Source organism: Aestuariibacter salexigens DSM 15300 (assembly GCF_000429145.1).
In the GTDB taxonomy this organism is placed as follows: Bacteria; Pseudomonadota; Gammaproteobacteria; order Enterobacterales; family Alteromonadaceae; genus Aestuariibacter; species Aestuariibacter salexigens.
This window is the reverse complement of the sequence record NZ_AUBH01000007.1, coordinates 150,940-166,433: the sequence shown is the minus strand read 5'-3', so window position 1 is coordinate 166,433 and position 15,494 is coordinate 150,940. Positions and strand designations below refer to the sequence as shown.

Sequence of the window (15,494 nt, the reverse complement as noted above, 5' to 3'; positions counted from 1 at the left end):
CTACCCAGCTGCGTTTTTATTATCGTTTTCTTCTGCCTCTATCAAACTTATCACCTTCCACTCTGCTTTTGGTTTGAGGTCGTGGTTGGAAGTAAAGACATAGGTTTTAGCGTGTGGATCAATTGCCACTAGGCACAACGCTGATTCTCCATACGTGTTCAGGTAATCATCAAAACTAAACGACTCGGTGAGCCGGGTTGTCTTTAGTGTTGCACCTCTGCTGACCTTGCCCGATAGCGCGCCATAGGTTGCATCATCGTCAAACAGACACAGCTTTTGAGCATAATCAGACGATACCTGATGGCTCGGACGCTGGCTTTGCTCACGAGTACTCAATCCCAGCGTGGAGCCCTTGCCCAATGCATGTTCGAAGTGAAACGTGACTAACGGATTAAGCTGTCGGTAAGGTGATACCACTAACACTTTACCGATCCCTGACATATCAAGATTGAGTGAAGCATGTTCGGATATTGGATTACCGTAATAAACCGGCAGTTCTAACATTCGCGCCTGTCTAATGGCATCCCAGTTGGTATCCGCCAGACATACGTTTATCCCTTGTTTTTTCAGCTCTTTACCCAACATACGAGTAAACGGGTTGCTGCCAAAAATCAGAAAACCATTGGGCCTGGGAGCACGCACACCTAGCAATTGAGCAATCTTCACCGATGTCAGACTCTGCACCACTACGGTCGAAATAATCACCATAAATACCAGTGGCACTAACAGGCTGAATTGGGTATAGCCCTGCGCTTCCAGTTTCAATGCAAACAACGCTGACACCGCTGCGGCAACGATCCCACGCGGTGCAATCCAGCTTAACATTGCCAGTTCACGCCAGTTCAAATTGGCTCCGTAGGAAGAGGCCAGGACTGACAAGGGGCGGGCTACAAATAACACACAGGCGATAAGCAGTAATGCGCCCCATCCCAGCGACATCAGAGCACCAATGTCCAGTCGGGTCGCCAGCAAAATGAACAATGCCGAAATGAGCAGAACACTCAAGGTTTCTTTAAATTCGAGTATGCCGCTGACATCTACGCCACGCATGTTGGTCATCAGTATTCCGGCAACAGTGACAGTAAGCAAACCCGACTCATGGCTAAGGACATTAGATGCAGCAAAAGCGGCTAGCATAATTGTCAGTACGGCCGTGTTCTGAAGATAAACGGGCACCCAGCTATTTCTCACCATCAATCCCATGAAGTATCCCAGAGCAAGGCCAAACAGGCCACCGGTGACCAATGTCTGAGTAAACGCGATGCCGGTATGCAACAGTGGGTCCTGGGTCGCCACCACAAATTCAAATACAATGACTGCCAGCAATGCCCCGATGGGGTCGATGATGATCCCTTCCCAGCGCAGGATATTGGACAACCGACTATTTAATCGCACCGAACGCAGCAGAGGCACAATGACGGTGGGGCCAGTGACCGTAACGATGGCACTGAACAGAAATGCAACCTGCCAGCCAGCATCCAGGATAAAATGCGTGACCGGCGTCAACACCAACATGGTAACCAATGGCCCAATCGTGCAAAGATTACGCACCATTTTTCCATGCCCGGCAATGTCACTGAAGCGTAAAGTCAGTGCCCCTTCAAACAGTATGATCGCAACTGATAGGGAAACAATAGGAAACAGTAAATCATCGAACAGCGCATCTGCATTTAACACGCCGACCATCGGGCCCACTGCGATACCGGCCAGCAGTAGCGGCAAGATAGCGGGGAGCTTGAGCTTATAAGCCACAAACTGACAGACTATGGAAAGCACGCCGACTAACACTAACGCCACAATCGGGTCGTTCACTACGTCACTCCTTAAGCCTTTACCGTGATGTGTTTGATAGCCAGAATGGATGCAAGGTGCTGGACTCAGTCTCCGGCAATCTGCATGTTATCGATAAGTACAGCACCTGTACGAATACTGCCACGGGTTTCCTGCTCGCTGCCAACCGCCAGGATCTGTCTGTACATATCTTTTAAATTACCGGCGATGGTCACTTCATGTACCGGAAACTGAATTTCGCCATTTTCGACCCAGAACCCAGCCGCTCCACGAGAATAATCTCCCGTGACTATGCTGACTCCCTGCCCCATTAGCTCTGTTACCAGTAAGCCCGTGCCCATTTCTTTGAGTAACGATTTCTCGGACTGGCCAGTATCAGATATCAACCAGTTATGAATGCCGCCAGCATGCCCATTGGTTACCATGCCCAACTTACGTGCAGAATAACTGGTCAAAAGATAATGGTTCAGCACACCTTGTTCGACAATTTCTAAATCAGTTGTTCGTACACCTTCGTTATCAAATGGTGAGCTTGCCAGACCTTGCAAGATATGTGGGCGCTCACTTACCGAAAACCATTCGGGGAACAATTGCTTTCCTCGCTGATCGAGCAAGAAAGATGATTTACGATACAAACTGCCGCCGCTGATCGCTGACACAAAATGGCCAAATAGGCCTGGGGACAATTCTCGATGGAACAAAACCGGTACCCTTGTGGTGCCTATTTTTCGCGAACCCAGCCGTGAAACCGTCGCTTTCGCCGCATCAACCCCTACTTGTTCAGCACTATCCAGCGCGTCAGCTCTGCGACTCACCGTATAGCTATAGTCTCGCTGCATATCACCGTCCTGTTCACCAATCACGACACAGGACAGGCTGTAACGGCTACTACAATAGCCAACATTGACGCCATGGGTATTACCGTAAACTTTCGCACCCAAATTCGCGTTATAAGTGGCGCCATCTGAATTGGCGATGCGGCTATCATGGTCAAGCGCCGCAGATTCAGCCGCTATAGCCTGTTGTAGCGCAGCCTCGGTATCAAGCTCCTGAGGATGATAAAGATCGAGATCGGGTGGTTCACTGACCAGCGTTGATGGTTCTGCTATCCCGGAACACGGGTCTTCGCTGGTATGGCGGGCAATCTGCACGGCTTTTTCTACTGCCAGTTGCAGGGCGTCACGACTCAAGTCAGCCGTCGATGCGCTGCCTTTACACTGTCCCACATATACGCTGATGCCCAAACCACCGTCATTGGTAAACTCAACGGTTTCGACATTTTTCAGGCGCGATGAGACGCTTATTCCCTGTACTTTGCTCATGCTCGCTTCTGCGGCGCTGGCTCCCTTGCTAAGAGCGAGTTTCAGAACGTCATCGACAATTGATTGGATATCGTTAAGTTGCTGTTGCATCGTGGGTAACTTTCACTGTTAATCTTGGTCTTACCAAGGTTACAATTTACCGCTAGTGTAACACCAAAGCAGTGACAATGACGGATAACCAACAGCAAAATAACCCATCTACATCTGAAGATGACAGCTTTAAGAGCAAAACTCAGCTCAAAGCGGAGTCAACAGCGTTGCAGAAGCTGGGTGAAACGTTGGTGAATATGACGCCCGCCCAGCGTCAGTCAATGCCTTTGGACGATGAGTTACGGGATGCGATAGAGCTGGCATGTCGTATTAATCGCAAGAAAGACGGCTATCGCAGGCAGCTTCAATTTATTGGCAAACTGATGCGCAAGCGCGATGTGCAGCCTATCGAGCTAGCCGTTCAGAAGCTGCAACATCAGCATCATCAGAACACCGCGAAATTCCATCACATTGAACAGGCCAGGGACGCCATATTATCTGGTGGTGACAACGCCATTCAACATCTGCTCGAAAGTCATCCTACGCTGGACAGACAAAAACTGCGTCAGCTAAAACGACAGGCCGATAAGCAACAGAGTACCAACAAACCGCCAACGGCTGCGCGCGAGCTATTCCAGTATCTGAAAGCCGAAATGCAGGACTAGAGCCCAATCGGTCTATCAAGCTTGTGCCGACGCTCAACATGTGTCACCCGGCCGGTTTTGATCGCATCAGCAAAGTGTTCAACACAAGGGCTAACGATTTTCTGGTCTTTGCTTTCAATGAAGTAAGTATGTCCATCGGGAAAGTCCAGACTGTTGTTAAAGTCATCGCAGTCGACTTCGATAACGTTGCGAGGCGCCCTTTCCAGAGACTCAGGACCTGTCATGCCTAAGCGGCGGGAGAGCGTTTTCTGCTTGATATTGGCCACTTTAGACGCCGGCATGGCAAGGTCATCATTAGCAAAATAAACCACCAGGTTGCGTGTTGCATCAGCAATATGTTCACCGGTTTGGCCCGTCTCAAGGGTATGATTAACCACATCTGCGCCGACCATAAAAATATTTCGGAACAGCTGAGGCACAGGTCCGTGTTCTTCGTACCATTCCAGAAAAGCATGTTGCAGGACATTATTACCCATTGAATGGGCTAACAAATTAATGCGTCGCCGGCATGGATCATCAAGTTGAGCTTCCTGTCTGCGCCAGTCGTCAAATTTACCTAGCAAGCGCGAGAACATTTTGCCTGATGCCTTAGACGCTTTTTGGTCGTCCCAATAATCATCGATGATAGCTGCCGGATGATCGTCATCACAGGGCCAGATTATCGGCACCACCTTCACCAGCTCTCCATGTCTGGTCTCGTTCAAACGTGACTGCAGGCGAGTTGTCTGGGGAAATGCCGCTTTCTCCTGAAGAGAATTAAAACCGTGAATATAGAACAACACCTGTACGTGCGAAGGTAAGCTTTTCAATTCTGCAAAAAAGGCTTGAGACCCCACCTCAATATAATCTTCTTTATCGTTACGACGGCAAAAATACAAATTACAGGAGACGTCGGTGTTCTGATAATCAAAACTGATTGGGCGATTTTTTCTGAAGCGGGTTGACTGCCGCGGTACTCGAGATGTGATGAAAAGCATGGCGCCTCCGTGCAAGACCTTTCTGAGAGTATAGGTCAGCGAGCCAGAAGCGCCAGTGATAGGAAATAACCAAGCGTAAAGGCTTAAGCCGTTCCCCCCACGGTCAATTCATCCACTTTCAGGGTAGGCTGGCCGACTCCGACCGGGACACTTTGCCCATCCTTTCCACATACACCGACACCACGATCCAGTGCCATATCGTTACCGATCATGGACACCTTTTTCATTACTTCCGGACCATTGCCGATTAGCGTTGCGCCTTTAACAGGGGCAGTGAGCTTACCATTTTCGATCAGGTAGGCTTCTGACGTTGAAAAGACAAATTTTCCAGACGTAATGTCAACCTGTCCACCTCCGAAATTCGGTGCATACAGGCCGCGTTCAATGCTGCTGATAATTTCTTCAGGCTCATGTTGGCCACCTAGCATGTAGGTATTTGTCATCCTCGGCATGGGCAGATGTGCATAGGACTCACGTCGGCCATTGCCCGTCGGCGCGACCCCCATCAGCCGCGCATTGACTTTATCCTGCATATAGCCTTTAAGGATGCCGTCTTCGATAAGCACATTATATTGTGACGGTGTACCTTCATCATCGACATTTAGCGAGCCTCTTCGATCTGGCAGCGTGCCGTCATCGACAACGGTAACGCCTTTGGCTGCGACCTGTTCACCTATCCTGCCACTGAAGGTTGATGCGCCCTTACGGTTAAAGTCTCCCTCTAGTCCATGTCCTACCGCTTCATGTAGCAGCACACCGGGCCAGCCAGAGCCCAGCACTACCGGCATCATACCCGCCGGGGCGGCAACCGCCTGCATATTGATTCTGGCCATGTGTAACGCTTCATCTGCAAGGCTCTCGTAGCGCGGCCTGCCGTCCTGATCGTGCATAAAAAACGCATAGCTGTGCCGACCGCCAGCACCGGACGCGCCACGCTCTCGGCGCTCACCATTTTCCATCAGCACAGAGACATTAAGACGTACCAGAGGGCGAATATCCGTCACCAGAGTGCCATCCGTAGCCGCGATAAGAACCTCTTCATAGACACCACTCAGACTTACAATTACCTGACTGATGCCTGGCTCCTGCTGTCTTACATAGGAATCAACGGCTCTTAAAAGAGCAATTTTTTCCTCATCCTGCATGCCTAACAGTGGATTATCTTTGCCGAAGCGCGCATTTACTGATGAAGGGTTTAAGGCTTGTATTTTCTGCTGCCCCCCAGCCTGAGAAATGTTACGTGCAGCATTGGCAGCCTGCATCAGGCTGGAGTAGGAAATCTCATCGGAATAAGCAAATCCGGTTTTTTCACCACTCACCGCACGTACACCAACGCCGCGCTCGATGTTGTAGCTACCATCTTTGATAATGCCATCTTCCAGCACCCAGCTTTCATGCTGACTGGATTGGAAGTACAGGTCGGCGAAGTCATTCTGATGCTGATAGATTGTAGCCAGCGCCTGCTCAAGCGCAGCGTGGTCAAGATCTGATGCATGCAGCAGATTTTGTTCAACTTTATTGGTCAAAATTACTCCTGAATCTGTCATGTTGGCGTACAGGCATGGAGGCGCGAATACGCTCTAGCTCTGCGGCAGAACAAGGCGTTTGAATCACCCCGCTACCTTCACGCTTTTGCACCAGAATTTCTCCCCATGGAGAAACGATACACGAATGGCCATAAGTCTGACGGCCATTGTTATGTTCGCCGCCCTGGTTTGGAGCGACGACGTAGCATTGGTTCTCAATAGCGCGAGCCTGGATCAGTGGGTGCCAGTGTGCCTTGCCCGTTGCTTTTGTAAATGCACTGGGCAGCGCCAGAATATCGATCTCACCCATTGCATGAAAAAGACCTGCAAAGCGTAAATCATAACATACCGCCAGTCCCAGGCGACCAAATGGCGTGTCCACCACAATGACGTCATTGCCTGGCTTAGTATACTTGGATTCCATATAGCTGCGCGTATTGTCGTCAACCTGCACATCGAACATATGAATTTTGTCATAGCGTGCAAGCTCTGCACCATCGGGGCCAAACAGCAAACATGACGCGCTGAATTTGCTTTCATCATCCGTTTTTAATGGCATCGTACCAGCCACCAGCCAGATACCTTTTTCCCTTGCTAATGATGACAAAGCCGCCTGTATTGGCCCGCTACCATGTTCTTCAGCAATACCGAGTAAGTCGCGGTCTCGACCACCAAAATGAAACGCACACTCAGGTACCACCACCAACGTATCATCCTGGGTGTCCAGGTTTTCCAATAATGCAGTAACAGTTGCCAGATTCTGCTCAGGGACCGGCGTTGATACCATTTGTACAGATACAAGATTAAGCGCCACTGTTAAGCTCCTCACTGATAGTTAATGAAACACGCGGCAGATCGCTTCCCAGACTGCTTGTTTGCTCTACAGGCTGGTCAGGTTCAGCAGGACTAACAGGTTGGTCATCGCCAGGTGAGCGCTGCGCGGGTAACTCGATTTCGCGGCTGTCACGGCCCGTTTCTGTAAGGATAGGTTCATCCAGCGTGCCGGTAACGGAGTAATTCACATTAGATATCACTTTGGCACTGGTCAATACCTGGTCAATAGCGAGCGCGGCAATAGCCGTAGGCGCATTAACCATAAAATAAACCAGAAACGGTAAATTACCGGTCACATTCGGTGTGAAACTCACGTTGTAGTTGAGCTCCCGGCTGACTAAATCAGTATAGCCTTCTATCGTCATTTCACCGGCTCCGCCGTCAATGACCGTATCCCTCGTCAGTACTGTACCGTCATTAATGCTGAACGAGCCGTCCATTTTGTCGTAGAAAAATCCTTTGGCAAACACATCACGAAAGTCCAGGCTCAGCTTTCTGACCAGTGAATTGAGGCTAAGCAAAGTGAAAATTCTCGACCCCTGATCACTGACCTGAGTGAGGTAGCCGTCTGTCAGATTCCATTTCACGCCGCCATTTAACTGCTCAAAGCCAAAGTCGAACGGTGAGCCGCTCCAACTCAAATCAAAATTGAAATCAGCTTCGGAATCTTTGATACCTGCCTGCAGGTCAAATCCTTGTAAAAATTGGCCAAAGTCTGAACTTTCCAGGGTGCCACTTAGGTGTGTGCTGTTCACCTGTTCGGATAACAGCCAGTCACCAGACGCATCCAGCTTAGCGTGTGCACTCTGAATCAGAAGTCGCTCAATAGCCAAACCTGATTCTGCTTTGACCGCCCGCAGACTCACGTTGCCGAGCTCATATCCGAAAACGCTGCAGCTGCGACACTCTAATCGTATCGGCGGCAGGCTTTCAGGCTTCCATGACACTGACGCGCCATCGTCCGCTTGAGTACTTTTATCGAATCGAAGTTCAGACAGACGAATAAAGTCCGCATCGATATCAACACCTTTATTATTCCAGTCATCAAATAACGTCAGGTCTGCCCGAGCTTGCTCAGAATTGACCGCCAATAACCAGTCTTGACCGCGCTGCTTCGCCGTCATTTCTACACTTTCAATGGTTTGTCCGGCGATATGTAATTGTTGTGCCTCAACAAAAATTCGCTCTGGCGCGTTGAGCACACTGTGCTGGGCGCTCTCAACACCGCTGAGTAACAATTCAATGGTGCGATACCATTCGCTGGCATCTATTTCCGGCAAATTGGCAGAGATTGAAAAGCCGACACCGAGCCCAACGAAATCACTCTCACCCAACGCCAGATGTGCCCGTGAGAACTGCAGTTCGCGATGCGGGAGGATCCCGTTAAAGCGAATGTCTTCCCCCAGATTGATAGCCAATGTTGAGGCTTGCTCATTGCCTTTGCTGCTTATCAGCAGGGGTAGCGGTCGGTCCTGACGTTTTGCGAACGGTGCCGGCAAAGTCGAGGCAATATCCCGCATATCACTGCGTAAGATGAACTCATAGTCAAATCCATCTTCAGGCAACGTGAGTGATAGATCGGCCTGCCAAGCCTGAGCACCAGATACATACTCTGTAAAAGCAGGGTTTAATCGCTCAATCAATGGCAATATTTGCCACTGACCTGACAATCTGGCGTTAGCCTGATATCCCGAGCGGGTATCTTCGCCATCAAAAACCACCTCGATGGGCTGCTCAAATAAAAGCGCAGTAAGCCCTTCGGCAGTAACTTTGTCATTAACGAATTTAATTACGCCATTGGCTTGTTGGGTATTCAAGCCTACGCTTGGGAACTGCATAGGATTATCGCGTAGCAGCACCTCACCGCGGGCAACAACATCGTTTCCAGACAACGGAATGGTCAGATTCAGTGTAGCCTGGATATCGCCTTCAACGACCACACCTTGCTGCAGAGTTCGGCCTACACTGGAGGCTAACGAGCTTTCCAGCATCAGCTCAGTGAGTTGCGTTCCGGTGCCGCTACCCTGCGCATCAATAGTAAGCACTGCGCCATCGGCAAGACGGGGGATGACAGCGGTCATCTGACCTACATTGACGCCCATCAGTCGACTCGAAGGACTGCGCATAGTCAGACCTTCATTTTCAAATAGCAGCTCAATATCCAGCTCTTCCAGCATCGGCCACTCATCACTAAACCTGAAATCCGCCTGTTGAACATAGACTGATGCCTGGAAAATGCCGTTTTGCTCGGTAAACGGAAACGCTTCCAGTGCGCCATGCCACAACACATTCGCCCCAACAACTTCACCACGTTGACCAAAGGCATCGATCAGATATTCACGGGTCTCTTTGCCCATGTGTCGTTCTGGGAACAGTAACGGCAAGTCAGTGACATCCACGCTGGAAATATGTGTCTGCAAAGACAGGCGTGAATCAGCCGTATTCAAACGCATCGACTGGGTAAAGCTAAGCGGATCGCTAACAAACATCAGTTCTGGCACCACCACGGACATACCTTGCGCTGTGTCATCAAGATAAATTTGTGCCGCAAGCTGATTAAATATCAGATTCTCAGGTAAAAGATTGTCCACCAGCACTTCGCCGTATTCAGCACTGATACTCAACTTGCCCTGGTTTTTATACCAATAGAATGAACCATGCAGGTCCTGAATACCCGGAATATCCTCGGTTTGACGCCAACCAAGCTGTCGAAACTCAGATAACGCTGAGATCCCCTGCTGGCGTACATTCATCTGCAGTTTATCAACCCGCAAAGTCGGATCCAGTTGCGCAAAAAGCGCCTTCTGCTGCTCACCCATGTATAACGCGAGCAGCGGTTTCAGTGGGCTTAGGGTTATTGGTTCGGCACTGTTGAGTGTGATATTACCGGCATTATCGATGCGTCCAGCCCACGTACTCATTACAATTTCATCGTCAATCTGCAGGAGCACATCATTAAGGTTGAATATCCAACCCTGCTGATCGGGTATGGCAAACAGCTGTCCACCTTTGACTTTGGTCACCAACTCACCGTCTTGGGTGTCCCAGGAAAAGCTCGATTCTTCAAGTCGCAACTGCATGTTGGCAAGGCTGCCGTTTTGTATGCCTGCCCAATAAACGAAGTTACCCCGCCCAGCGCTCAAGGGCGCATCGGTTTGAAGTAACTCATTTACCCAGGGAGACACGTCAAGATCTTCCGCTTTGGCATAGAATACGCCGTTGAGATTGCTTTTATCGCCTCTCAGGTCCAGCGCAAAATAGGCGGAATTTTTAGCCAGCTCATCGACTCTCAGCTGACCTGTACCCTGATGTCGCTCACCACGGTTAAACCAGCTGACGCGCAATAGTTGGATAGTCTGCTGATTGTGCGTACTTTTGATATTGATACGGCTTTGACGCAAAGAAAATTGTTGCAGCTGCTCAAGGAACAAGCTGGCCAAGGCATCCACTACAGGGAAGTTTCCGCTGCCTTGTTGTAATCGTTCAAGGTCGACATCCAGATTCATACCAATCAGTTCGAACCGCTTCGACTTGATCATCTGCGAACGAACCGTTGCCCAGAAATCCAGTTCAATCTGCGTTTCAGTGATGTGGATACCGACTGGCGATGACTCATTCTGGGTCAGCACCACGTCATTTAAGACAATAGCTGGGCCCAGGCCATTCCAGGTCGCCGATAAACTGCCGATTGACACATCTACGCCATATTGTGTCGCGACATATTCCTCAAACAGGTCTTTTTTATCGTCCATATACGGCAGCGAATAGCGCAATACGCTGATTGCCACCGCGAAAAGCACCAGCAGAATCGCTGCCAGTGTCCATAATTTTTTAACTATATAAGCCGCATATTCTGTTGCGGTTTTCACATCATTACCACGTCAAACTTGTCCTGGTTATACAACAACTCCGTTTGCACTTTAATTTGTTTTGAGACAAAGACTTCAAGCTCAGCAAGCATATGTGATTCCTCACCAAGCAGTGCGTCTGCAACAGCGGGCGCAGCGTACACCACAAATTTGTCCGCATCATAAGCACGATTTACGCGCACAATTTCACGCATGATTTCGAAACAGATGGTTTCAACGGTTTTGATAGACCCTCTGCCCTTGCACACTGGGCACTCACCGCACAGCAAGTGCTCAAGACTTTCTCGCGTGCGTTTGCGCGTCATCTCAATCAACCCCAGCGCGGTGAAGCCATGAATATTAATCTTCGCTCGATCTTTACTGGTTGCTACCTCCAGACTATGTAAGACACGTCTTTTGTGATCAGGTTCAGACATATCGATAAAGTCGATTAGGATCATCCCGCCTAAGTTGCGCAGCCGAAGTTGTCGGGCAATCGCCAGGGTCGCCTCAATATTGGTATTAAATATGGTTTCTTCGAGGTTGCGATGACCAACAAATGCCCCTGTGTTGATATCAATGGTCGTCATTGCCTCGGTTTGATCAATAATCAGGTAACCGCCTGATTTCAAATCGACTCGACGTTCCAGGCCACGCTGGATCTCATTTTCGGCGTCATACAGGTCAAATATGGGACGTTCGCCCGGGTAGTATTCCAACAGTTTGTTTAGCTCCGGAGCATACTCTTTGGTGAACTGATGAAGTTCCTGGAATGACAGTTTGGAGTCGATGCGGATCCGATCAAGCTCAGTGCCAACAAAGTCGCGTAGAACACGACGAGCGAGAGGTAAGTCCTCGTACAGAACATGGGATTTGCGCTTTTTTTTACGCTGCTGAATTTTGTCCCAAAGACGGCGTAAAAATCCAGCATCTGAGGTTAACTCTTGTGCATTGACGCCTTCGGCCGCAGTACGAAGAATAAATCCGCCATCGTCACCACAAAAATCCTGTACTAATGACTTCAGACGTTCGCGCTCATTCTCATCTTCAATACGCTGAGAGACACCGACGTGTTTTACGCTTGGCATGAAAACAAGGTATCGGGAAGGAATGGTAATGTCGGTGGTCAGTCGTGCGCCCTTAGTACCAATTGGGTCTTTAACCACCTGGACAACAATATCCTGTCCGTCTCTTACCAAATCACGAATGTCTTTCTTTTGAATGTGACTGGTAGAGACCTCTTCGACTACTTCGTTATGAATCACGATATCGGAGGCGTGCAAAAACGCTGCTTTTTCAAAGCCAATATCCACAAACGCTGCCTGCATGCCTGGTAGCACACGGCTAACCTTACCGCGATAGATATTGCCGACTAATCCCCGTTTGGTATGACGTTCGACATGTATTTCCTGCAGAATGCCGTTCTCAATTAACGCAACTCTTGATTCAGACGGCGTAACATTGATTAATAACTCAGCACTCATATTGAATGACACCCATTTGTAAAAGTAACTCTGTGGTCTCAAACAGTGGTAATCCAACCACTGCACTGTAACTTCCGGATATGTGTTTTATAAAACGCGCGCCCAGTCCCTGAATACCGTAACCACCGGCTTTATCGTGCGGTTCACCGCTTTGCCAGTACCAGTGGATCTGCTGTGCGGTAAGTGGCTGCATGGTCACATCTGCGCCAACCGTTGCTGTCAGCGTTTTCTCTCTGCTGGCTACACACACGGCTGTCAGTACCTGATGGGTGGTGCCACTTAACAACGACATCATGCGTCGAAACTGTGACTCGTCTTCGGGTTTACCCAGTACCTGCTGGTTGACAACTACAACGGTGTCAGAACCTAACACGACCTCATCTGCAGCTACGCCCGGCAACACTGCCAGAGCCTTTTCAACTGCCAGGCGCGATACATAGTCCTGCGCTGATTCACCCATTCTTGGCGTTTCATCAATATCAGCAACCTGTTGTCGAAACGCCACGCCAATTTGTGTCAGTAGCTCAGCTCTGCGAGGAGATTGTGAAGCAAGTACTAACTTACTCATGACAATCTCAATTGACGGCGCACTTTACGCAACAGCCAAAATAGCCAGGGCCAGATGATCGTAGAGCTGACTACTGGCAGCAAATAATCAAACTGGAAATACACATCGGTCAGTAAGTGCTGTAACCAGAACAAAATGAGATGGTATAAGGCAGACAATAAACCGATGATGACTGCCTGCTGCCACACCGAATAATTACGCAGACGTTGATAATTAGCAGCCAGTACATAGATAACGATACACAAACCGATACTGTGGATGCCCAGACTAGTGCCGAGTAACACATCAAGCAACACGCCAGATAGAAATGCTACGCCAACATTCACTCGGTTTGGCAACGCCATTGTCCAATAAGCCAGCACTAGCAATACCCAATCAGGACGATAGATGTCGGCAATCGCAGGCATCGGCATAATCTGTAGCACCAGTGCGGTCATGATAGACAGCGGTATGGCAAAGGGACGCAGTCTCATGAACCTCCTCCCACGCTGGTTTGCTCCGGCGCAGATTCAGCACCGGAGTCATTGGGCCATAACAATAGCAGATAGCGAATGCGATCCAGATTGGCCATAGGTTTGGTGGAAACCTGAGCGAAAGGTCGGCCTTCATCGCGCACGATGGCGGTAATTTTCGCGACGGGGTAGCCTTGTGGGAACACATTACCCAGTCCGGAAGAAACCAGTAAATCGCCAACCTGCATATCTGTACTGTGAGGCACGTGCTGTAGCAACAATTCATCGAGCCTGCCACTGCCTGAAGCAATAAGCCGAACATTGTTACGAGCGATTCTTACCGGGATAGCATGCGTCACATCTGACAATAGCAACACTCTGCTGTTGGTCGTACCGACCTGCATAATCTGACCGACGATGCCCTGATCATCGAGCACCGGCTGGCCCTCATATACGCCATCCAATGCACCTTTGTTGATCACGATTTGGTGACTGAAAGGGTTATTGTCGACAGCCATTAGTTCAGCAATCATTTTACGCATGCCCGGCTGTACGGGCGAACCCAGAAGTTTGCGCAACCTATCATTTTCCTGCTGCAATACGCTAAAGCGCTGAAGCTGTTCACTCATCAGCATAATCTGACTGGTCAAGCGTGCATTTTCCTCGATCAATTGCTGTTGCGACGCAAGTCGTTCAGCACTCAGATTCAGCAGTTTACCGGGGAGATCAGCGAGATATTGCAAGGGACTGACTAACGAGTTGAGATAAACCCGGGTCGACTGGAAGCCGTCTAATTTATGGTCAACGAACAAAAGTAAAGCCGACAGTGCCAGAGCCAACGCCAGACGGTTGGGGAGTGAAGGGCCTCGGGTGAAGATAGTGTTCATGACTGCCGCAATACAAATGAGGCGGCCAGCGCCGCCCCACCTTCAGATTATTCGTAGCTGAACAAGTCGCCACCGTGCATGTCGATCATCTCAAACGCCTTACCGCCGCCCCGTGCAACGCACGTGAGCGGATCGTCTGCGATGACCACAGGAATGCCGGTTTCTTCCATCAATAAACGGTCTAGGTCTTTGAGTAATGCACCACCACCGGTCAGTACCATGCCTCGTTCAGAGATATCTGACGCCAGCTCAGGAGGCGATTGCTCCAGCGCGACCATCACCGCCGACACAATACCGGTAAGAGGCTCCTGCAACGCTTCCAGAATCTCGTTGCTATTTAGAGTAAATCCACGTGGCACACCCTCTGCCAGATTGCGCCCACGCACCTCGATTTCTTTGACTTCTTCACCAGGGTAAGCAGCGCCTATTTCATGTTTTATGCGCTCTGCTGTTGCCTCACCAATCAGGGAGCCAAAGTTACGTCGAATGTAGTTGATGATAGCTTCGTCAAACTTGTCACCACCGATTCGGACAGATGATGAATACACCACGCCATTCAATGAAATGATGGCAACTTCAGTGGTTCCGCCACCAATATCGACTACCATTGAACCGGTCGCCTCAGACACCGGTAACCCTGCACCTATTGCTGCGGCCATAGGTTCATCGATGAGATACACTTCGCGAGCGCCTGCACCCAGCGCAGATTCACGAATTGCACGGCGCTCAACCTGAGTTGAACCGCAGGGTACACACACCAGCACGCGAGGGCTTGGGCGCAGGAAATTATTGTCATGCACCTGCTTAATAAAATGCTGTAGCATTTTTTCGGTGACATAGAAATCAGCAATAACGCCGTCTTTCATTGGCCTGATAGCTTTTATGTTGCCGGGTGTACGACCCAACATTCGTTTTGCTTCAGCACCCACTGCGGCAACGCTTTTCGGACCACCCGCGCGTTCCTGACGGATTGCAACGACTGAGGGCTCATTCAGAACGATTCCCTGATCTTTTACGTAGATAAGCGTATTTGCTGTACCGAGGTCGATCGACAGATCGTTAGAAAACATCCCTCGAAGCTTTTTAAACATGGAATTACCGTGCCTTTAT

12 protein-coding genes are annotated in these 15,494 nt (G+C 49.7%); 1 reads left to right on the top strand and 11 read right to left on the bottom strand.

Annotated elements, in window-relative coordinates:
- Together G441_RS0112410 and pmbA are read right to left on the bottom strand one after the other, a co-directional pair.
- Positions 1-1,812, bottom strand: coding sequence for a cation:proton antiporter (locus tag G441_RS0112410; protein WP_026376650.1), 1,812 nt, complete (start codon positions 1,810-1,812; stop codon positions 1-3).
- A 65-nt stretch (positions 1,813-1,877) separates the two neighbouring features.
- Positions 1,878-3,203, bottom strand: a complete 1,326-nt coding sequence (gene pmbA, locus G441_RS0112405; protein WP_026376649.1) for a metalloprotease PmbA — start codon at positions 3,201-3,203, stop codon at positions 1,878-1,880.
- Between the two features lie 77 nt (positions 3,204-3,280).
- Between pmbA and yjgA the strand changes: the two genes are divergently transcribed.
- On the top strand, positions 3,281-3,808 hold the full coding sequence (gene yjgA / locus G441_RS0112400) for a ribosome biogenesis factor YjgA (protein WP_026376648.1): 528 nt from the start codon (positions 3,281-3,283) through the stop codon (positions 3,806-3,808).
- On the opposite strand, the gene G441_RS0112395 is transcribed toward yjgA, so the two are convergent.
- The 9 genes from G441_RS0112395 to G441_RS0112355 form a co-directional block, all read right to left on the bottom strand.
- Positions 3,805-4,785: an alpha/beta hydrolase gene (locus G441_RS0112395; protein WP_026376647.1), complete on the bottom strand. Its 981-nt coding sequence runs from the start codon at positions 4,783-4,785 to the stop codon at positions 3,805-3,807. The two genes, yjgA and G441_RS0112395, sit on opposite strands and share 4 nt — an antisense overlap.
- Positions 4,786-4,868: 83 nt before the next feature.
- Complete coding sequence (gene tldD / locus G441_RS0112390; RefSeq protein ID WP_026376646.1) at positions 4,869-6,311, bottom strand: metalloprotease TldD; 1,443 nt, start codon at positions 6,309-6,311, stop codon at positions 4,869-4,871.
- Positions 6,301-7,098, bottom strand: coding sequence for a carbon-nitrogen hydrolase family protein (locus G441_RS0112385; RefSeq protein WP_034475093.1), 798 nt, complete (start codon positions 7,096-7,098; stop codon positions 6,301-6,303). The genes tldD and G441_RS0112385 overlap by 11 nt, the downstream gene beginning before the upstream one ends.
- A gap of 16 nt (positions 7,099-7,114) precedes the next feature.
- Positions 7,115-11,014 carry a YhdP family protein gene (locus tag G441_RS0112380; protein ID WP_026376644.1) on the bottom strand — a complete coding sequence of 1,300 codons (3,900 nt, stop codon included), beginning with the start codon at positions 11,012-11,014 and terminating at the stop codon, positions 7,115-7,117.
- Positions 11,011-12,477: a ribonuclease G gene (rng, locus tag G441_RS0112375; RefSeq protein WP_026376643.1), complete on the bottom strand. Its 1,467-nt coding sequence runs from the start codon at positions 12,475-12,477 to the stop codon at positions 11,011-11,013. The genes G441_RS0112380 and rng overlap by 4 nt, the downstream gene beginning before the upstream one ends.
- Complete coding sequence (locus tag G441_RS0112370) at positions 12,467-13,045, bottom strand: Maf family protein (protein WP_026376642.1); 579 nt, start codon at positions 13,043-13,045, stop codon at positions 12,467-12,469. The genes rng and G441_RS0112370 overlap by 11 nt, the downstream gene beginning before the upstream one ends.
- Positions 13,042-13,518: a rod shape-determining protein MreD gene (gene mreD / locus G441_RS0112365; protein WP_026376641.1), complete on the bottom strand. Its 477-nt coding sequence runs from the start codon at positions 13,516-13,518 to the stop codon at positions 13,042-13,044. The genes G441_RS0112370 and mreD overlap by 4 nt, the downstream gene beginning before the upstream one ends.
- Positions 13,515-14,384, bottom strand: coding sequence for a rod shape-determining protein MreC (gene mreC, locus G441_RS0112360; RefSeq protein WP_026376640.1), 870 nt, complete (start codon positions 14,382-14,384; stop codon positions 13,515-13,517). The genes mreD and mreC overlap by 4 nt, the downstream gene beginning before the upstream one ends.
- Positions 14,385-14,431: 47 nt before the next feature.
- Entirely contained in the window at positions 14,432-15,475 is a 1,044-nt protein-coding gene (locus G441_RS0112355) for a rod shape-determining protein (RefSeq protein ID WP_026376639.1), read from the bottom strand.
- Positions 15,476-15,494: the final 19 nt, after the last annotated feature.